Origin of the sequence: Marinospirillum minutulum DSM 6287, from assembly GCF_000422325.1 — a bacterium.
Lineage (GTDB): Bacteria > Pseudomonadota > Gammaproteobacteria > Pseudomonadales > Halomonadaceae > Marinospirillum > Marinospirillum minutulum.
This window is the reverse complement of the sequence record NZ_AULO01000012.1, coordinates 57,899-76,200: the sequence shown is the minus strand read 5'-3', so window position 1 is coordinate 76,200 and position 18,302 is coordinate 57,899. Positions and strand designations below refer to the sequence as shown.

The 18,302-nt window shown below is 42.8% G+C and carries 19 protein-coding genes and 2 pseudogenes; 4 read left to right on the top strand and 17 right to left on the bottom strand.

Annotation, left to right across the window (positions count from 1 at the left end; all coding sequences use genetic code 11):
• Positions 1-23 precede the first annotated feature (23 nt).
• The 12 genes and pseudogenes from H571_RS15910 to H571_RS0107300 form a co-directional block, all read right to left on the bottom strand.
• Positions 24-197 (bottom strand): YkvA family protein, encoded by a 174-nt coding sequence (locus H571_RS15910; RefSeq protein WP_156887853.1) that lies wholly within the window; start codon positions 195-197, stop codon positions 24-26.
• Positions 184-1,059, bottom strand: a complete 876-nt coding sequence (locus H571_RS0107345) for a hypothetical protein (protein ID WP_027848735.1) — start codon at positions 1,057-1,059, stop codon at positions 184-186. The genes H571_RS15910 and H571_RS0107345 overlap by 14 nt, the downstream gene beginning before the upstream one ends.
• Positions 1,056-1,838, bottom strand: a complete 783-nt coding sequence (locus H571_RS15525) for a HipA family kinase (protein ID WP_027848734.1) — start codon at positions 1,836-1,838, stop codon at positions 1,056-1,058. The genes H571_RS0107345 and H571_RS15525 overlap by 4 nt, the downstream gene beginning before the upstream one ends.
• Positions 1,839-1,849: 11 nt before the next feature.
• A pseudogene (locus tag H571_RS0107335) lies at positions 1,850-2,050 on the bottom strand (type I restriction-modification enzyme R subunit C-terminal domain-containing protein); the annotation flags it as partial.
• Positions 2,051-2,581: 531 nt separating this feature from the next.
• The gene (locus H571_RS0107330) at positions 2,582-3,733 is read right to left on the bottom strand and encodes a Fic family protein (protein ID WP_211219780.1); all 1,152 of its coding nucleotides are present in this window, start codon (positions 3,731-3,733) and stop codon (positions 2,582-2,584) included.
• Between the two features lie 138 nt (positions 3,734-3,871).
• Positions 3,872-6,358 (bottom strand): annotated as a pseudogene (gene hsdR, locus H571_RS16320) (EcoAI/FtnUII family type I restriction enzme subunit R).
• 173 nt (positions 6,359-6,531) lie between these two features.
• Positions 6,532-7,671 carry a Fic family protein gene (locus tag H571_RS0107320; protein WP_051168219.1) on the bottom strand — a complete coding sequence of 380 codons (1,140 nt, stop codon included), beginning with the start codon at positions 7,669-7,671 and terminating at the stop codon, positions 6,532-6,534.
• Entirely contained in the window at positions 7,671-8,915 is a 1,245-nt protein-coding gene (locus H571_RS14580) for a restriction endonuclease subunit S (RefSeq protein WP_051168218.1), read from the bottom strand. The genes H571_RS0107320 and H571_RS14580 overlap by 1 nt, the downstream gene beginning before the upstream one ends.
• Complete coding sequence (locus tag H571_RS0107310; RefSeq protein ID WP_027848730.1) at positions 8,915-10,399, bottom strand: class I SAM-dependent DNA methyltransferase; 1,485 nt, start codon at positions 10,397-10,399, stop codon at positions 8,915-8,917. Before H571_RS0107310 ends, H571_RS14580 begins: the two co-directional genes overlap by 1 nt.
• A gap of 83 nt (positions 10,400-10,482) precedes the next feature.
• On the bottom strand, positions 10,483-10,677 hold the full coding sequence (locus H571_RS0107305; protein WP_027848729.1) for a zinc ribbon domain-containing protein: 195 nt from the start codon (positions 10,675-10,677) through the stop codon (positions 10,483-10,485).
• Entirely contained in the window at positions 10,670-10,933 is a 264-nt protein-coding gene (locus tag H571_RS16315) for a WCX domain-containing protein (protein ID WP_084482754.1), read from the bottom strand. The genes H571_RS0107305 and H571_RS16315 overlap by 8 nt, the downstream gene beginning before the upstream one ends.
• Positions 10,934-11,049: 116 nt before the next feature.
• On the bottom strand, positions 11,050-11,832 hold the full coding sequence (locus H571_RS0107300) for a TSUP family transporter (protein WP_027848728.1): 783 nt from the start codon (positions 11,830-11,832) through the stop codon (positions 11,050-11,052).
• A gap of 108 nt (positions 11,833-11,940) precedes the next feature.
• Between H571_RS0107300 and frdA the strand changes: the two genes are divergently transcribed.
• Genes frdA through frdD form a run of 4 tightly spaced genes read left to right on the top strand, consistent with a single transcriptional unit; the run spans position 11,941 to position 15,202 of the window.
• A complete protein-coding gene (frdA, locus tag H571_RS0107295) occupies positions 11,941-13,728 on the top strand; it encodes a fumarate reductase (quinol) flavoprotein subunit (protein WP_027848727.1) in 1,788 nt (595 codons plus the stop codon).
• A complete protein-coding gene (locus H571_RS0107290) occupies positions 13,728-14,465 on the top strand; it encodes a succinate dehydrogenase/fumarate reductase iron-sulfur subunit (protein ID WP_027848726.1) in 738 nt (245 codons plus the stop codon). Before frdA ends, H571_RS0107290 begins: the two co-directional genes overlap by 1 nt.
• Positions 14,462-14,839 (top strand): succinate dehydrogenase/fumarate reductase transmembrane subunit, encoded by a 378-nt coding sequence (locus H571_RS0107285; RefSeq protein ID WP_027848725.1) that lies wholly within the window; start codon positions 14,462-14,464, stop codon positions 14,837-14,839. The genes H571_RS0107290 and H571_RS0107285 overlap by 4 nt, the downstream gene beginning before the upstream one ends.
• A gap of 3 nt (positions 14,840-14,842) precedes the next feature.
• Positions 14,843-15,202: a fumarate reductase subunit FrdD gene (frdD, locus tag H571_RS0107280; protein ID WP_027848724.1), complete on the top strand. Its 360-nt coding sequence runs from the start codon at positions 14,843-14,845 to the stop codon at positions 15,200-15,202.
• 8 nt (positions 15,203-15,210) lie between these two features.
• On the opposite strand, the gene H571_RS0107275 is transcribed toward frdD, so the two are convergent.
• From H571_RS0107275 to H571_RS0107255, 5 genes are all read right to left on the bottom strand, one after another.
• On the bottom strand, positions 15,211-15,555 hold the full coding sequence (locus H571_RS0107275) for a hypothetical protein (RefSeq protein WP_027848723.1): 345 nt from the start codon (positions 15,553-15,555) through the stop codon (positions 15,211-15,213).
• Complete coding sequence (locus H571_RS14575) at positions 15,539-15,802, bottom strand: type II toxin-antitoxin system Phd/YefM family antitoxin (protein ID WP_036217883.1); 264 nt, start codon at positions 15,800-15,802, stop codon at positions 15,539-15,541. The genes H571_RS0107275 and H571_RS14575 overlap by 17 nt, the downstream gene beginning before the upstream one ends.
• 116 nt (positions 15,803-15,918) lie before the next feature.
• Positions 15,919-16,395: an acyl-CoA thioesterase gene (locus H571_RS0107265; protein WP_027848722.1), complete on the bottom strand. Its 477-nt coding sequence runs from the start codon at positions 16,393-16,395 to the stop codon at positions 15,919-15,921.
• Between the two features lie 64 nt (positions 16,396-16,459).
• Positions 16,460-17,467 carry a virulence RhuM family protein gene (locus tag H571_RS0107260; RefSeq protein ID WP_027848721.1) on the bottom strand — a complete coding sequence of 336 codons (1,008 nt, stop codon included), beginning with the start codon at positions 17,465-17,467 and terminating at the stop codon, positions 16,460-16,462.
• Between the two features lie 38 nt (positions 17,468-17,505).
• Positions 17,506-18,300, bottom strand: a complete 795-nt coding sequence (locus H571_RS0107255) for an ABC transporter ATP-binding protein (RefSeq protein WP_027848720.1) — start codon at positions 18,298-18,300, stop codon at positions 17,506-17,508.
• Positions 18,301-18,302 lie beyond the last annotated feature (2 nt).

The window sequence follows — 18,302 nt, the reverse complement described above, 5'->3', positions numbered from 1 at the left end:
CTTTTAATACGCATCACCAGCAACTAACCCAGCCATTTCTGCAACATTTGCTGGGCTTTTACTTGGTGTTCTTCTTTTATATAGGCTGAAACTACAGCTAAGGCAGCAACTAAAACTCCCACATCATCGGTATAGCCAACAACAGGGAGTAAGTCGTTGTTCCTTTTTGTATCCTGCCTAATTTTAAGCTGCTTCAACTATTTTAACTACTTGCTCTGCCGCTTCTTGAGCTGAGTGTACAGAAGCAAGCTTAATGCCATCCTTATCAGCTTGGTCTTTAATGTTTTGAATTTGTTCCATTATGCGGTTTTGTATATTAGCAGTAACGTAGGGGTCATCTGAGCGGGGAATACCTAAAATAATGCTGTAATTAGTAACAGGTATTAATCCATGAAAATTTTTAAGTAGTTGTAAATCAAATATTTTAGCTTTAGCTATTTGAACTGTAGAGGAAAGTCTTGTGGGTACTATTAAACCAAAATTAATTGCACAACTTCCATTCATAAAGCCATATTTAACTTTACTGTTATTTGTAAGTGGCACAGTTTGCTTAAAGTGCTTAACAAGCGATGGATTGGTTAACCGGATATTATCCAAAATACTATTCGGCCACTGCTGATCTTGTTTGCTTGGCACTGCCTCATCGTCTTCAGCTTCTGCATCCATCGCTATTTGACTAAGACTTGCTGTCATTCTGAATGCTTGATTCAGTAACCCGTTAAGAGAGTCGTCATGCGCCTTAATCTTTTTGCCAGCACTCACGCCTGCAAAGGGTGGGGCCCATTCAGATAAACAGCCATTCTTGTTAAGTTCTGCTTTGGCTGATTCAACAACCCATTTAATCATATTCTGAATTTTTGGTGCTTTTTTTCCATAAAGACAGTTAAGAAGTTGCTCACTAATGGATTGTGAAACCTCAGCTTCATTCAAGGTATAAGCAGCACAAGCAATAGTAATACGCTCACCAGAAAGAACGATAGGTTCGAGGTAAATAGCTTGCCAATAACCTGTCAATGCAGGCACTGAAGGAAACAAACCAGTATCGAAGATGGCATTCATAATTTTATATCCAATTGATCGCTTGCCCTGTTTACACCTAGTCTTTGTGCTAGCAGAGTAGACATTTCATCTATTCTTTTTGAAAGAAACTCAACAACATCGGTGACTGTCGATTGCTCTGTGTAGTGTACTGCATGGGTGTTCCCAGAAAGAAGAGCAAGTGGGATATTTTTGTATTCTGGCACAAGGTCTTTTGTTGCATCTCTATGGGCACGAGTGCGGACAAGTAGCTGCGCCTGCTGGTATTGATGACTTAACAAAAGGTTGCGTTTAGCTGGTGTGTTAAATGCAAGCTGGTTAGAAATAGAAAGACCATGATCTATAAACCAAAAGTCATCACTTCCATCATAAAGAATATTGCCAGTATTTCTGTCAGGGTTTGCAATCCACTCATCGAATACACCCACATGAAAACACTGCAAGTCATTTTTAATAGCTTTCAATATTGCCTGCTGTTCCACCGACCTTCTAATACTAGGGTGTTCTACATCTTCAGAGGCAAAACCTAGCTTATCTTTTTCTAGTGAAGGAATAATGTTTTTTGGTAGCAGAACTAAAATTGGCTTGGGGATTTGTATGCCAATATAGCGACCAATAAGCGCACAAACAGCTTCTATAAAAATTTCTCTTGGAGGAATTAGTTTAGAAAATGCTGAGACAGTTTCGCCATCCATTTTTCTAACTTGCGTTCGCCAAGTTTTATTAATATTTTCATCGTTGAAGCTTTGTGCGGATAAAACTAAACCTCGCTCGATTACTTCTAGGTCTTTTGAACTCATTTTCCTACCCCCTACCCACTATACAAATATTGCTGAAAGCCTATAAAGGTTTCGCGTATTACCGTTGGTGGTCCTAGTTCGCTGGCTGCATCGCTAATGGTGTTGTATTTCAGCTCAATCAAACTTCGCATTTTGGTGGCGGCTAGTTCTTTCACGCCTTCGGCAACATATTTATCTAATATAAAATCTATAAACTCGTACTTTTTGCCAGTACCCGTAACCAAGGTAAGCAAAATACGTTGTTTGCCCTGTGCAATGGCTTCTAGTGTATTGTGAATGGCATTTCTTGATAATAACGTGGTTGCCTGTCGCCTTTAACTTCAAACGGAATTTTTGCAAAACGCTTGCGCCACACTTTAGCATAATCGGGTACTTGGGCATCTAGTTCAGCAAAGGTAAGTTGCCATAAGGCTTCTGGGCTAAGAAAACTAAGTTCAACCTTTCCCCAGCCAACATCTACAAGCTTAGGGTCAATTAAATTAGCGCGAGTATCGCGCTTCGTTCATAGCCATGGTCTGCAATTCCTTTAGCATCAAGAGATTAAAACTTCTACTGGACTCTATAAAAACAGTGCTCATTTTATAGCTAAGATACCCAGCACTTTGCTTACACACAGAAATCCTTATGTAAGTAACAGCATCTTTGCCTTACATATAAAAACCCATATGTAAGGCAAGCATTGAAATACTTACATATGGGACTCTATATCTCCAGCTTGCGAGCTCTGTCATACATACAGATTCTTAATCAGTAAACAGTGCTAAATAACGACGGAAAAAGAATACCCGATTACGCTGATAGCCTGTCACCTCATCGAGCACCTGATCCTCAGTGAGCTTTTTAAGCAACGCCGATGCCGCTTGATGGCTAACACCCAACAACGCAGCAGTATCATTGGCTGAAATCGAAGGGCGGCTATACAAGCGTTTCAGTAAGATTCTCGCATTGTCCGCCCGCTGACCGTAACCAAATATCAACGCATCCATCTCTTGGCGCAAAGCCAAAATAGCTTGGAAGGTTTGTTGGCCCTTGCTGGCGGTTTCTATCACCGCAGATAAGAAAAACTTTACCCAGTGAATCAAATCATTAGACTCGCGCACACGGGTCAAAGCATCGTAGTAGCTGTTGCGATTGCGTTCAAAAAAGTCAGATAAATAAAGCGACGGTTTTCTCAGCAAGCCTTTATCAACCAGATACAGCGTAATCAGCAAGCGACCAATACGACCATTACCATCTAAAAACGGGTGGATAGTTTCAAATTGGTAGTGACTAAGGGCGATACGAATCAACTGCGGCACATTAATGTTTTCGTTATGCCAAAACTGTTCTAAATCGCTCATTAAATCGAGCACTAAATCCTGATGCGGTGGTACAAAAGCCGCATCGTTTAAACCGCTACCGCCAATCCAATTTTGACTGATACGAAATTCGCCGGGGGTTTTATGTTCGCCACGCACACCCTGCATTAAGATTTCATGCGTATGTTTGAGCAGTCGATTCGACAAGGGCAGTGTTTCTAACTCGGCAATGGCATCGTTGATGGCTTGCACGTAATTACGCACTTCAGTCCAATCATCGCGTTTTTCTGGTGCAAGCTGGGCTGCTTCCATTACGGCTTCATCCATCTGCGTTTGCGTGCCTTCAATGCGCGAAGAAGTGTTGGCCTCTTTAGTAATGTGCATCTGAATAAACAAATCCACATCTGGCACGATTAATGTAAAGGCATCTAGCTCGGCTAAGGCGCGTGAAGCTTTTTCTAGCAGAGTATTAATGATCGGATCTTGCCAGAGCCATTCACGATTAATTGGTGTTGGTGCAAAGCTTTTGTATTGATACTGCTGAACCCATTGGCCAGCACTGAACGCTTCGAATTTTATTGGCTCTGGGTGTGTCATTAGGCTCGCACTCCTTGCTTTGTTGCGTTTGAAATTGAATCCAAGTTTTGAATTTGTTCCATTATGCGGTTTTGTATATTAGCAGTAACCTAGGGGTCATCTGAGCGGGGAATACCTAAAATAACTTTATCTATCCCCCTACCCACTATACAAATATTGCTGAAAGCCTATAAAGGTTTCGCGTATTACCGTTGGTGGTCCTAGTTCGCTGGCTGCATCACTAATGGTGTTGTATTTCAGCTCAATCAAACTTCGCATTTTGGTGGCGGCTAGTTCTTTCACGCCTTCGGCAACATATTTATCTAATATAAAATCTATAAACTCGTGCTGTTTGTAGTTGGTAAACGCTTTTTTAATTAAAGGCTGGGCACGCTCGGCGCGTTCGCTTCGGGTGCGTGTTTCCGTGGTGTAGGCCACATAAGCAAGCACGTCGTAAACATCGCTGTCTTTGGCATCAATTAAATCTTTCATGCTTTCGAGTTTTTCATCGTCGTAGCCAGCTTCGGCTAAATCTTCTAGCAGTTTTTCACGGGTGGTTGGGTCGCTCCAAATTGCCCGTAGCTGGTCTTCGTCTTTAAAAAACCTGGGTAAGTCATCAAACATCCGCTCTATAAATTCTTTAGCAGTAATTGGTTTTCCGTCTGGGCTCCAATACATAGCTGATGAAACATGCTTGATCTGTCTTACTTTTCCGTCACTCAACTCAATAACTATTTTTTCTTCACGGGCGCATTCACACGGCTGCATACCACAGTCAGAACAAGGTTCTGGCTCACTAATTTCTTCTTCACACTCGCAAGGTTCAAGATTGCATTCAGCACAAACTTTAGGGCAGTTACAGGGGTTAAAGCCGCATTGCTCACAAGGTTCTTTGGTACAACTGCAAGGCTGGTTATTACAAACTTTGCAGCTTTCAGCTTCTAAAGGTTCGCCATCCCATTCGGGGTCGGCAAAGTTGTAATGGGCTTTTACAAAATCATAAATAGTGAAGTAATCTTTGCCGTCATACATACGTGTGCCACGGCCAATAATTTGCTTAAACTAAATCATATTATTGCAAGGGCGCATTAAAACAATATTGCGTACATTACGTGCATCTACACCGGTAGAAAGCTTGCGTGATGTGGTCAAAATTGTCGGAATAGTTTTTTCGTTGTCTTGAAAAGTTTTAAGGTCGTTATCACCGGCGACACCATCGTTGGCAGTAACACGCACGCAGTAGTTGCTGTTGGTCGTCCAGCCTTTTTCTACAGCATACTGATTGATATAATCACGCACCCTACCAGCATGTTCTTGCGTGGCACAAAAAACGATGGTTTTTTCTTTAGGGTTAAACCTATCCATCCAATAATGCACCCGCTTTTCTTCACGGGATGGAATTGTAATTATTCTATTAAAGTCACCTTCTTTATAGACCCGCCCTGGCTCTGGCTCGCCCTTAATCACCTCACCATCGCCTGGCGTATAAACGTATTTATCCATAGTGCCAACAATGGGAATTAGCTTAAAAGGCGTTAAAAAACCATCGTTAATACCGTCTTTTAAGGTGTAGCTATAAACTGGCTCGCCAAAATAATTATAGGTATCGGTATTGCCAGTGCGCTTAGGCGTGGCTGTTAAACCCAGTTGCACTGCTGGCGAAAAGTAATCAAGAATTTCGCGCCAGCTACTTTCATCATTAGCCCCACCACGGTGGCACTCATCAATAATAATTAGGTCGAAAAAATCTTGCGGGTAGTCACCAAAGTAGGGCATAGGTTCATCTGCTTCGTCTTCCCCACCGCTCATAAAGGTTTGGAAAATAGTAAAAAACACGCTGGCATTTTTAGGCACTGTGCCAAGCTTTTTAATTTCTTTAGTACTAATCCGCACTAGCGCATCATCGCCAAAGGCGCTGAAGTCATTAAAGGCTTGGTTGGCTAAAATATTGCGATCCGCTAGAAACAAAATACGTGGGCGTTTTTGGGCTGCACTCGGGTTTTGCTGGGCATTCAAACTCCAGCGGCTAGTGAACAACTTCCAAGCGGTTTGAAAAGCAATGCAGGTTTTGCCCGTGCCCGTTGCCAAGGTAAGCAAAATACGTTGTTTGCCCTGTGCAATGGCTTCTAGGGTGTTGCGAATGGCATTTTCTTGATAATAGCGTGGTTGCCAGTCGCCTTTAACTTCAAACAGAATTTTGGCAAAGCGCTCGCGCCACACTTTAGCGTAATCGGGTACTTGGGCATCTAGTTCAGCAAAGGTGAGTTGCCACAAGGCTTCTGGGCTAAGAAAATTTTCAACTAGTTCTTCTTTACCCGTTAGCAAATCTATTTGGTAAATCTGACGACCATTGGTGGCATAACCAATACGGCACTGCAAACGCTCGGCATAGTCTTTCGCTTGGCGCACGCCTTCGGTGTAGCTAAGGTTTTCTCTTTTTGCTTCTACAGCAGCTAACTTATGGCCTTTATATTCCAGCACATAATCGCTAATAACTGGGCTAGTGCGCTTACCGCCACCAATAATTCGCCCTTGGGTAATGTTTACCTCACGGCGAATAAAACTAAGCTCAACTTGCCCCCAGCCAGCATCTACCAGCTTAGGGTCAATTAAATTAGCGCGTGTATCGGCTTCGTTCATAGCCATTCAACTAGTCCTTTAAAAATACTTATGTAAGAAAAACCTTACCCACATTTTACCTAGCAATTTTGTTTTGTTGCGTTTGAAATTGAAAATAGACTCTTCTAATTAGTTTGAGGAGTCTGTACACGCCACAAGCAACCTTGAGGAGCGCATTTGCCAATATAGACTCCTCAAACTTATTTAAATACTTCGCGCCCTTCTGCCAAATTGAGTAATTCAGGAAAACATAAAACAGCGGCTCTACGGCCACTTCCTGCTTTTAGTTCCATTAACACGCCAGCTTCTTTAAGTTGCCTTAATAAGCCTGGTGTCGTTTTTTCGTGAATACCATACTCTTGGCTAAAGCGTGTAATTAAGTCAGTAGTTTTAAAAATTGGTTTGCTAAACAGTGCATCCAATAAATATACCGAGTACTGAGAGCGCGTTATTTCATGGATGCGTAATTTCATATCATCGTATAAAGCCATAATGGTTTTTACACGGCCACTGTTTTGCTTTGCTTGTACGGTAATAGCTTTTAAAAAAAACGCAATCCAACCGTTCCAATCACCTTCTTTAGAAATGTTATTTAGGCGTTGGTAATACTCATCACGATTAGCTTCAAGGTATTCACTTAAATAGAACATAGGTTGCGACAGGGCTTTTTTCTGAAACAGAAACAACGGAATTAACAAGCGACCGATACGCCCATTGCCATCTTTAAACGGATGCAACAATTCAAACTGAGCATGAACAACGGCCACTTGCAGTAAAAAGTCGGAATCATCAAAATCTAAATAGGCTTGCCATGCTTGTAGGTGATCTTGTAGCTGCAAGGGTGAAGGGGGTATAAAACTCGCCTCCTCCATGCTACAGCCTGCACGACCAATCCAGTTCTGATCTTTGCGAAACTCGCCGGGGGTTTTCCCTTGACCACGCACACTGTCTAATAAAATACGGTGTAGTTCTAAGATAAGCGACAAGCGAATGGGGTAGCTTTTTAAATGCGCACTGGCTTGAAAGAGTGCCGAGCGGTAATTGGATATTTCTTGAATATCCTTGTATTTTTCACCGTGCTTTTCTAAGCCTGCTTCATGCTCTAATACCTCATCTACTGTGGCTTGTGTGCCTTCAATCTTAGAAGACAAGACTGCTTCTTGAGTCGTTAAGGGCGACAACATCACCGCAGGGTTGGGAATGCCCTGCAATAAACCATCATAACGCGCTAGCTCGGCATTCGCAGCGCCGACTAAAGCAAATAACTGGCGATAGTCTAAGTTTTCAAGTGGCAGCGAGTCTGGCTGATAGGGCTTAGAGGCATTAGAGTTAGGAAGCATTAGGCTAGTGCTCCTTGCTTTGTTTTATTGTCAGAGGTTTTGGTTAGCTCACCGGAAAAGGCTTTTTGTAGGATGGATTTTTTGAGTTCGTCTAAAAACTCGAGTTTTTTATTATAGTTCGCCTGAACATTTTTTGTTTGTTCCTCAAGTTCATGTAACTTGCTCAATAGTCTAGTTTGCTCTTCAAGGGAGTTAGGGTAATCAACCTCAAATGTTTCTATCTGACTCTTAGTAATTGCCTGACGTGTTGCACCTGCTTCACCGATGCCAAGCAGTTGATCTTTATAGTGTTTCGAAGTAAGAATAAAGCTCAAGAACTCAGAATTTAAAACAGATTGGTTAGGCCGAATTATAGATACATGCTGATTTACGCGAGCTGGTAAAAAGCTATCTGGCACAACTGCACACCTAGCGACTGATGCTCCAGTAATGTTTAGTAGCACATCACCACTTTCGACAACAACATTGCTCAATTTACCTGCTTGTTCATCATCAATGAAAGCTAGGTTTTTTTCTCTAAAAGTGCGGTCATGAATATTTAAACTTCTAATTAAAGAAATCCCTTCTTCTTTGTAAGCAGCTCTACCGCCTCTTGGAGTTGCGCCACTACCAATTTTAGATGTTATATCTTTTAGTTTAGACGTAACCCACCCGTCACCTCGCTGACTAAACACTTGCTGCAAGTAGCTTTCAAAAAGCTCGCGGGCATTTTTTAGGTTTTGCTCGGTTTTGGCGCGGACTTGTTCGATATCAGCAAAGACTTCATCAAGGATGGCGACAATGCGTTTTTGCTCATTTATTGAAGGAATAGGTACTTTCACTTTTCCTAAAGCTGTTTTAGATAACTCTTTAAAAGTTGTTCCAGTTCCCAGCGTATTTAACAAATCTATATTGCATAATAGAAAATAAAAAAGATACTTTGTAACTATAGCTCCCTTAGAAACTAAGCCTCTACAGCCTTGATTGGTTGCCATTGGCACTGTGTTTATTGCTAAATGTCCAATGGGTGCTCGAGTTGACAGAATCACCGAATTCTCAGGTATTAATTTAGCTGATGATTTACTTAAGCCAAGACTAGATATTTTTCTTCTAGTATCAGAAGCATATATTCCCTGCATTTTCCCCATATCTGCTGGGGTTATCCAAAATATATCATCACTCCAATATTCAGAAGTATCGGTTTTAGGTGTTCCACCACTGATAACTTCAGTTAGCTCTGAAATTTTCTTGATAGGCCACTCCATCACAACATCTCCTGAATACTTTCCAGAATCGCGGCACTTTCTGTATCTAGCGCAATAATCTCAGCAATAATTTCTTCAGGTTCGCGTAAGGCCGCTGCTTCCGGTGCATTGGTATTTTTAACCGACAAGTCCCAAGTGCTTTGGTCAATATTCGTGACATCAACCGACCAAGATTTTTCAGTTTCGGCGCTTTCTTTGCCTTGCATGGCTGCTTTTTGCAGCTCTACAAATTCGGCTAGGTCTTTGTCATTTAGCGGATTGGTTTTACCAAGGCTGCGGCCTGGGTCTAGCTGGTAGTACCACACTTTTTGCGTGGGTTCGCCTTTGGTGAAAAATAGCACCACGGTTTTAACGCCTGCGCCTAAAAAAGTTTTGGCTGGGCAGTCTAATACCGTGTGTAGGTTAAAGTTTTCTAGCAGTTCTTTACGCAGCGCTACCGATGCATTGTCGGTATTACTTAAAAAGGTATTTTTAATAACTATCGCAGCACGGCCACCGGGTTTTAGTATTTTCATAAAGTGCTGCAAAAACAGGAAAGCAGTTTCGCCGGTTTTAATGGGGAAGTTTTGCTGCACTTCTTTACGTTCTTTACCGCCAAAGGGTGGGTTGGCAAGAACAAGGTCATGCTGATTTTCAGGGGTAATGTCTTGCAGGCTTTCCGCTAGGGTGTTGGTGTGCATCACATTGGGCGCTTCTATGCCATGCAAAATCATATTCATTATGGCGATAACGTAGGCGAGTGATTTCTTTTCTTTAGCGTAGAAGGTTTTTTCTTGCAGGGTTTTTAAGTCACTGGTGGTTAGCTGCTTTTGTTCGCTACCGCCTTGGCGCAAATAATCGTAAGCCTCACATAAGAAGCCTGCCGAACCTGCTGCACCGTCATAAATGGTTTCACCTATTTTGGGTTGCAGCACATCTATCATGGCGCGAATGAGTGGGCGAGGCGTGTAGTATTCGCCGCCATTGCGCCCTGCGTTGCCCATGTTTTTAATGCGTGTTTCATACAGGTGCGATAGTTCGTGCTTTTCTTCTTGCGAGCGAAAGCGCAGTTCATCAATTCTATCTAGCGCATCACGCAGGGAATAACCGCTTTGAATTTTGTTTCTTAGTTCACCAAATATTTGCCCAATTTTGTATTCAATGGTGTCGGGGCGATCAGCTTTTTGCTTAAAGGATTTTAAGTAGGGAAAAAGCTCTCGATCAACAAACTCAATTAAGTCGTCGCCGGTTAGTGCGTTGTTATGGTCTGGGTTGCCCTTTTCATCTTTAGGCGCTGCCCAAGTACCCCAGCGAAAATATTTATCAATAATGTATTGGTACTCTTCGCCCATAAGTTCTGCTGCAAGGGATTTTTCGTATTCCAAGTCATCAAGGTATTTAAGGAACAGTAGCCAAGAGCTTTGCTCGGCATAATCTAGCTCACTAGAACAGCCAGCATCTTTGTGAAAGATATCGTCTATATTTTTAAAAGTTTGTTCAAACATACTGGTGTGTTAATCCTTAAAAGTGTTGCCGTTACTCTGGGTGGTTGCGCATATTATTACAGCCTTAGCAAAACTTTGTAGGCTTAAAACTTGCCTCTTATTTCTGCCAACAACCCTTTCACCGCCCCTACCGCTTTATGCTCTAACTCTTCATTGCCACATTTAGGGCAGCTAGCTACCAAGTCTTGCCCTGGGTGAAGCACATCACTGGCTGGGGCGAAGGTTTTGCTCCAGCCACATTGGGTGCATTTAAGTTCAAAAGGCTGGGGTTTAATCATGGTTTATATCCTTGGCTTGGCCGTAAAAGTTGCTTAGCTTGTTTAGGCTGGCTTTAATTTCTTCTACCCAGTTTTGTGGTTCATGCAGGTGAATTTTGTCGTTTAGCCCATAAATCCACCAAAGGGTTTCTTTGTCTTGTAATACGGTGGCTTCTAGCCTTTCCCAGTCGCTACCATCTATAGGGGTTAGCTGTTGTTCTTCGCTTAGCGGGGTTTCTTTTAATATCCAAGCCAGTTGTGGGTGAACATCGGCTATTAAATTAAAGGTTTAAACATATATCCAAAAGTAGTGTTTTCTTTAAGCTTTGGTTGTATAACTAACTTAACCTGCTAGTGCGACATCCAGTGTCGCCTATTAACCAGCTTTAACCTCTACACCCCAAACCAATGCTGCCAAGCTAAACGTGCTGCTAAGGCCATAACTACCAAAATAAACACGGGGCGAATTAGCTGGTTGCCGCCGCCTATTGCAACTTTTGCGCCCACTGTTGCACCTAACATTAGTGCTGCGCCCATGCCCAAACCTATAACCCAAGCAACATTGCCACTAATAACAAACATGCTGAGTGCTGCGCCATTGCTAATAAAGTTCATAGAGCGAGCAACACCACTGGCACGCAATAAATCTAGGGGATAAAGCATAAGCGTGCTGACTGTCCAAAATGCGCCAGTACCCGGCCCTGCAACGCCATCATAAAAACCCAAGCCTAAACCCTGCGGCCATTGGCGGGTGGTTTTAATGATTGGTTTTGTTTCTTTGTGTACTTTTGGGGTTGGTCCAAAAAGCAGATACACAGCGCAAGCAAAAACAACCACTGGCAGCATTTGGTTTAACCATTGCGCTGGTAACTGCTGCGCTAGAATTGCACCCAAGATAGCGCCTAGACCAGTTGCCCATAAACCTCGCTGCCACTGTTTAGGGTCAAACAAACCTTTACGATAAAATGCCAAACTTGCCGTTGCAGAGCCAAAAGTAGCACACAGCTTATTAGTACCTAAAACTAAATGAGGCGGCAAACCTGCCATAAGTAAAGCAGGAAGGGTTAATAAACCACCGCCACCAGCTATGGCATCTATAAAGCCTGCAATAAAAGCTGCGGCAATTAGAATAAGTAAAATATGTGGTTCAATAGCCACACCCAATGTTAAAGACATAACCACCTTCAGCTGTAATGCAAAAAAGATTAAGCTTTATAGCACGTTTGGTTGTGAACAAAAATTCAGGGTAGTATTAACCTACTCAAACCATTTCAAGGATGTGCAATGCAACAGTCTGACTTTGATATTTTAGTTGTTGGCGGTGGCGGTGCAGGACTGCGTGCCAGTATTGCTGCGGCTGAAAAATCGCCCCACTTAAAAATAGGCTTGGTTTCTAAAGTTTATCCCATGCGCTCGCATACCGTTGCTGCCGAAGGGGGAGCAGCGGCTGTTACGCTAGAAAAAGACAGTTTTCAAGCACACCTTGAAGACACAGTGATGGGGAGTGACTGGTTAGCAGAACAAAAGGTAGTTGATTACTTTGTTCGCCATGCCTACCAAGAATTAGTGCAGATGGAGCATTGGGGCTGCCCTTGGAGCCGTAAAGAAGATGGTTCTATTCAAGTTAGGCGTTTTGGTGGCATGAAGGTTGAGCGCACTTGGTTTGCTGCCGATAAAACCGGCTTTCACATGCTGCATACCCTCTACCAAACCTCATTAAAGTTTCCACAAATTCAGCGTTTAGATGAGTTTTTTGTACTCGATTTATTGGTTTTGGATAATGCCATTGCTGGGGTAATTGCTATTGAAGTAGCCACGGGTGAGTTGCATTTACTTAGAGCAAAATCGGTAATTTTGGCAACGGGTGGTGCTGGGCGTTTATTCCGCTTTAATACCAATGGCGGCATAGTAACGGGTGATGGTATGGCTATGGCTTACCGTCATGGTGTTGCACTTAGAGACATGGAATTTGTTCAGTATCACCCCACGGGTTTACCCGGCTCGGGAATTTTAATTACTGAAGCATCGCGTGGTGAAGGCGGCATTATGGTCAATAAAGATGGCTACCGCTATCTGCAAGACTATGGTTTAGGGCCTGAAACGCCTTTAGGTAAACCTGAAAATAAATACATGGAATTAGGGCCAAGGGATAAACTTTCTCAAGCTTTCTGGCAAGAACAACAAGCGGGTCGCACAGGTAAATACGGTGACAGTGATGTGGTGTATTTAGACCTGCGCCACTTGGGTGAAAAGTATTTGCAGGAACGCCTACCCTTTATTAGTGAACTCGCTAAAGCCTTTGTGAATATCGACCCAGCGCGTGAGCCTATTCCTGTTCGCCCAGCCGTTCATTACACCATGGGTGGCATAATGACCGATGCCCAATGCGAAACCAGCATTAAAGGCTTATACGCTGCTGGCGAGTGTGCCTCGGTTGGTTTGCATGGGGCTAATCGTCTTGGTTCTAACTCCTTAACAGAGCTTTTGGTATTTGGTCGTTTAGCAGGCGAACAAGCGGCTGAAAATGCTAGTAACCAAGACTTTGCGGCTATGCCTGCCTTGCAAGAGCAGTCTAGTAAGCTGCAACAACAGCTAGCCGCACTTAATGAACGTACTAGCGGTGAGTCTTGGGTTGAGATTAAAAAAGAGCTACTTATAACCATGGAAGAAGGTTGCGGTATTTACCGTACCGAAGCGGGTATGCAAAAAACTTTGCAAACAATTCGTGAGCTTAGAAAGCGCTACCAAACGGTGCATATTCAAGATAAAAGCAAAATCTACAATACAGAGTTTTTTATGTGTTTAGAGGTAGGTTTTGGTTTAGATATTGCCGAAGCAACCTGCTTGGGTGCTTTAGAGCGCCGTGAATCTCGTGGGGCGCATCAGCGTTTAGATGAAGGCTGCACTAGCCGTAATGACCAAGACTTTTTAAGCCACAGCTTGGTGTATTTCCAAGGACAAGAAGCAGCACGTTTAGAATGGCAAGAGGTTGACACTTCAATTTTGCCACCCGCTGAACGTGCCTATGGTGATGCTGCAAAATCTGGTGATGCAACAAAAGGAGCTAAATAATGGAGCTGGAAGTCACTATTCAACGCTATTTACCAGAGCAATCTAGCGAGCCGTTTAAGCAAAGCTACACTGTGCCCTACGATACCAGCACTTCGGTACTGGATGCTTTAACTTATATAAAGGAAGAGTTAGACCCAACGCTTAGTTATCGCTGGTCTTGCCGCATGGCTATTTGTGGTTCTTGCGGCATTATGCTGAATGGCAAGCCTATGTTGGGCTGCAATGTGTTTTTGCGTGATTATGTTAAAACTGGAATGCTTCTAGAGCCTATGGCGCATTTTCCTGTTGAGCGTGATTTAATTATTGATATGGAATCTTTTCTTACGCATTTAGAGGCCGTTAAGCCTTATTTAATAAGCAAAGACTCCAAAGAAAGTGTACAAACTTTTGAACCTAATAACCAAACGCCCCAGCAGTTAGATAAATACCAGCAGTTCTCTTCCTGTATTAACTGCGGCTTGTGTTATTCCGCCTGCCCTCAGTTTGGTTTAAACCCAGAATTTATTGGCCCTGCGGCACTTACCTTGGCACACCGTTACAACCTTGATAACCGTGATGCTGGACAAGCAGAACGTATGCCGATGATTAACTCTGAAGAAGGCGCTTGGAGCTGTACTTTTGTTGGTTATTGTTCTGAAGTTTGCCCGAAAAGTGTTGATCCTGCTGCGGCAGTTAACCAATCTAAGGTTACTTCAGCTACTGACTTATTGATGAGTCTTCTAGGAGGTCGCTCATGAGTTATCGTCCTACCCTTACACGCACTTGGTGGCTAAAAAACTCAGCTTTTAAAATTTATATGGTACGCGAACTAACTGCCCTGCCTTTATTGTTTTTCTTGCTTTGTTTAGTGATGGGGCTTTACTCATTAAGCCAGGGTGCTGAGCAGTGGTACGCTTGGCTAAGCGTTATGCAAAACCCTTTAGTGTTGTTAATTAATGCCTTGGCGTTTGTTTCTAGCTTGTTTCATGCCTGGACTTTCTTTCAGTTATTTCCACGGGTTATGCCTTTACGTTTAGGTGGCACACCACTTCCTGCGGCTGCTTTAATTGCGGGTCAGTGGGTGGGTGTTTTTGCAGTTTTTGCTTTAGTCGCTTGGTTATTTTGGGGATAAAAAATGCAACAGAATAAAAAACTAAAACGCAGTGATGAACCCATTTGGTGGGGATTGTTTAGTGGCGGCGGGGTTTGCTTTGCAGTTTTTCTACCCAGCGTAATTTTCTTCTATGGCCTTCTCTTACCACTGGAGTTAGTGACATTAGATTACCAGCAAGCAAGCCAATGGTTTTTTAGCTTTTGGGGATTAGTCTTTGTGGGTGCGGTGATTATTCTGCCAGCCTTTCACAGCCTGCATCGTATTCGCCATGCACTTTATGATGTGAAGTTTCAGCAAAAAACACTGATAAAATGGCTAACGATGGGGTTTGCAGCCCTGCTTAGTTTGGCATCTTTGCTTATTTGGGTGTTGGGGCTTTAGTGGGGCTGTTATTGTAAGCAATATTGAATTAGTGCTTCACGTATGCTTTGCCGTGTACTTAAAAATAACAACCCATATACCTTTTTATCTGCGTCAGCTATTCGATATACGGCTCTAAGTTGCCGTTTTGAATCTATAAAATCATGGTAGCTTTCTAACCCAATATCAGTAGCCTCTAAGCATAAAGGCGATGATTTTGGGTGGCTAGCAATTCGATTCTCAAAGGAATCAAGGAAGCCAGTTAGCAGTTCATGGGCGGCTTTCTCACCTAACTGCCTAGCTAAATATTGGAAGCGGTTGTAAAGCTGTTTTCTAAAAGTATCTGTGTATTCAATACTAACTGTGCTGGTCATCTAACAAACCTTTCAGGCCAGCTTTAAGGGAAGCAGAAGATAGAGTACTCCCACCTTTAACGTCTTTTTCAGCAAAAGATAATAAGCGTAATAATGCGAGTTGCTCCTGCTGCATATCAAACTGAACAGGATCTTGTACCACATAAAGCGGCTCGCCATTCTGAGTAATCAGAATTGGCTCTGACACATCCATTGAACCCAGTTCTTTTTTAAATGCTGACACTGTGGTCATGCGCGAAACAGCCATAATATTCTCCTGAGCACTAGCAAGGCTAATATCCTTAAGATACAACTAACTTATGCTCAGGTCTATAAAAGGGACAAATTTAGACTTAGGTACTTTCGCTAGAAATCATTCAACAACTACTTTATAAGTGCTTCATAACGCTCACTTAGTTCTTGACGTATCTTTCGTCTAACTTCTGCATTAGCAAAGCGTCTTATTTCATCGTCTGTTTTGGGTTCAAATTTAGGTACTTCAACAGGCTTACCTTCATCATCTACCGCTACCATAGTAAAAAAGCAGCTATTAGTATGCCTAACCAATCTTTGATGAATGTCTTCGGTAATGACCTTAATGCCAATTTCCATCGAAGTGCGCCCTGTGTAGTTCACTGAAGCCAAAAAACTAACTAGCTCACCTACATGCACAGGCTGGCGGAAGGTAACTTGATCGACCGACAAGGTAACAACATAGCTACCCGCATAACGGCTGGCACAGGCATAGGCAACTTCATCTAGGTATTTTAGAAGCGCTCCACCGTGAACATTACCAGAAAAATTAGCTTTATCTGGCGTCATTAAAACACTCATACTTAAACTTGCAGCATTGGGTTGCATGGTTTTCTCTGTATTTAGTAAACAGGTTTATTTAAAAATGAAGGAGGTTTTCAAAAAACTGGAGCTACTTGTTGGGCGGCTTGGCCTGCTGTTTAATTATCTGCTCTAACTGCTCAATTTCTTTAAGGTCGTCTGCATCAGATTTAAGCACTTCAGCCTGTTGACGCTTTTTGTTAAATTCCTCATAACGTTCGTGAGCAATTTTTTCCATTTGTTTTCGGCTTACAGTACCCGCCCCTTCAAGAACCTGCTGATCATTAAATTCAAGCACTTTATCTACGTTTTCACGCCAAAAGTTCAGTGTTAAGTCTTTCTTAGATTTAATCCGCAATTCTGCTTGCTCAAGAAAAATAACGACTAGGCGATTCAAGGTATCTACTTCATCGACTGTTAGGTAGTTTTTAGCAATCACTACATCTAATTTACGTACCCTTGAACCCAGCCAGCTAGTCAGTGCCATATTGGGCTCATTTGCATTAGAGCGTTGCAGCACTAATTCAGCTGCAGTAAGGCCAGTTACAGCAAAAAGTAGCTTGTTTTGTACTTGAGCAAAAAATACTTGAGTTTCTTTTTCTTGACCGCTGTAATCAGAACTTAGGGCAAAAAGATCTCGAACCTTCTGGTAGAAACGTGTTTCAGACGCACGTATTTCGCGAATACGCTCTAACAGTTCGTCGAAGTAATCCCAGCCATTAGGATTTTTCAGGCGCTCGTCGTCCATTACAAAACCTTTAAGCAAGAACTCTTTTAAATGAGTGCTAGCCCATTGGCGAAACTGAACACCTCGCTTCGATCGAACACGGTAGCCAATAGCAAGGATGAGATCTAAATTATAGAGTTTTGTCCGATAATTCTTACCGTCAGAGGCAGTTGTCAAGGATTCCTTGACAACTGCCTCTTGAATCAACTCACCATCTTCAAAAATATTTTTGGCGTGTAAAGATACGTTTTGCTTGGTGGTCTGAAACAGTTCAGCTATCTCTAACTGGCTTAGCCAGATGGTATCGCCTTCCACACGAAGATGAAGTTGCGCTTTACCATCATCAGAAGTGTAAAGAATTAACTCACTCATAACTTAGGCGTTCCTTTTTTATTCTTATAGATAAAAACCTAACTCAACAAGAGTGCATCATCAGTAATTTCTTCGCCTCTTACCTGCTCAAACATGGCTAGTAAATCGGTTATTTGCATACCTTTGCGTTCTTCTCCGGCAACATCTAAAACCACTTTACCTTGGTGCAGCATGAGTGTGCGGTCACCTATATCTAAGGCTTGGCGCATACTGTGGGTAACCATCATGGTGGTGAGGTTTTTTTCAGTTACTAGGCGGTTAGTGAGGTCTAGTACAAAATCTGCGGTGCGTGGGTCTAGCGCGGCGGTATGTTCATCGAGCAATAAAATACGTGAAGGCTGTAACGCGGCCATCAGCAAGCTAACGGCTTGGCGCTGACCACCAGAAAGCAAACCAATACGGTCGGTTAAGCGGTTTTCTAATCCTAAGTTTAAACGTGCTAGCTGTTCACGGTAATAGTCTCTTTGTGAGGTTTTTACCGCCCAGCTTAAACCGCGACGATTACCCCTTTGTTGAGCCAACGCCATATTTTCTTCAATGGTTAAATCTTCGCAGGTTCCCGCCATAGGGTCTTGAAAAACGCGAGCAACTAAACCGGCTCTTTTCCATACCGGCTGATTAGCAACTTCGGTTTCATCAATTAAAATACTGCCGCTATCAACTTCTAAATCACCAGACACTGCATTTAGAAGGGTCGACTTACCTGCACCATTAGTACCTATAACCGTAACAAACTGACCCGAAGGAATAGTGACAGACAAACCTTGCAGGGCACGGGTTTCTATTGGCGTGCCCGCATTAAAGGTAATATTAAGATCGGTTGCCTTAAGCATAG

What these genes read in the sequence shown, in the direction of transcription:
- H571_RS0107345 (WP_027848735.1), bottom strand. Translation starts at nt 1,059, where the DNA reads ATGAATGCCATCTTCGATACTGGTTTGTTTCCTTCAGTGCCTGCATTG.
- H571_RS15525 (WP_027848734.1), bottom strand. Translation starts at nt 1,838, where the DNA reads ATGAGTTCAAAAGACCTAGAAGTAATCGAGCGAGGTTTAGTTTTATCC.
- H571_RS0107330 (WP_211219780.1), bottom strand. Translation starts at nt 3,733, where the DNA reads ATGACACACCCAGAGCCAATAAAATTCGAAGCGTTCAGTGCTGGCCAA.
- H571_RS0107320 (WP_051168219.1), bottom strand. Translation starts at nt 7,671, where the DNA reads ATGCTTCCTAACTCTAATGCCTCTAAGCCCTATCAGCCAGACTCGCTG.
- H571_RS14580 (WP_051168218.1), bottom strand. Translation starts at nt 8,915, where the DNA reads ATGGAGTGGCCTATCAAGAAAATTTCAGAGCTAACTGAAGTTATCAGT.
- H571_RS0107310 (WP_027848730.1), bottom strand. Translation starts at nt 10,399, where the DNA reads ATGTTTGAACAAACTTTTAAAAATATAGACGATATCTTTCACAAAGAT.
- H571_RS0107305 (WP_027848729.1), bottom strand. Translation starts at nt 10,677, where the DNA reads ATGATTAAACCCCAGCCTTTTGAACTTAAATGCACCCAATGTGGCTGG.
- H571_RS0107300 (WP_027848728.1), bottom strand. Translation starts at nt 11,832, where the DNA reads ATGTCTTTAACATTGGGTGTGGCTATTGAACCACATATTTTACTTATT.
- frdA (WP_027848727.1), top strand. Translation starts at nt 11,941, where the DNA reads ATGCAACAGTCTGACTTTGATATTTTAGTTGTTGGCGGTGGCGGTGCA.
- H571_RS0107290 (WP_027848726.1), top strand. Translation starts at nt 13,728, where the DNA reads ATGGAGCTGGAAGTCACTATTCAACGCTATTTACCAGAGCAATCTAGC.
- H571_RS0107285 (WP_027848725.1), top strand. Translation starts at nt 14,462, where the DNA reads ATGAGTTATCGTCCTACCCTTACACGCACTTGGTGGCTAAAAAACTCA.
- frdD (WP_027848724.1), top strand. Translation starts at nt 14,843, where the DNA reads ATGCAACAGAATAAAAAACTAAAACGCAGTGATGAACCCATTTGGTGG.
- H571_RS0107275 (WP_027848723.1), bottom strand. Translation starts at nt 15,555, where the DNA reads ATGACCAGCACAGTTAGTATTGAATACACAGATACTTTTAGAAAACAG.
- H571_RS14575 (WP_036217883.1), bottom strand. Translation starts at nt 15,802, where the DNA reads ATGGCTGTTTCGCGCATGACCACAGTGTCAGCATTTAAAAAAGAACTG.
- H571_RS0107265 (WP_027848722.1), bottom strand. Translation starts at nt 16,395, where the DNA reads ATGCAACCCAATGCTGCAAGTTTAAGTATGAGTGTTTTAATGACGCCA.
- H571_RS0107260 (WP_027848721.1), bottom strand. Translation starts at nt 17,467, where the DNA reads ATGAGTGAGTTAATTCTTTACACTTCTGATGATGGTAAAGCGCAACTT.
- H571_RS0107255 (WP_027848720.1), bottom strand. Translation starts at nt 18,300, where the DNA reads ATGCTTAAGGCAACCGATCTTAATATTACCTTTAATGCGGGCACGCCA.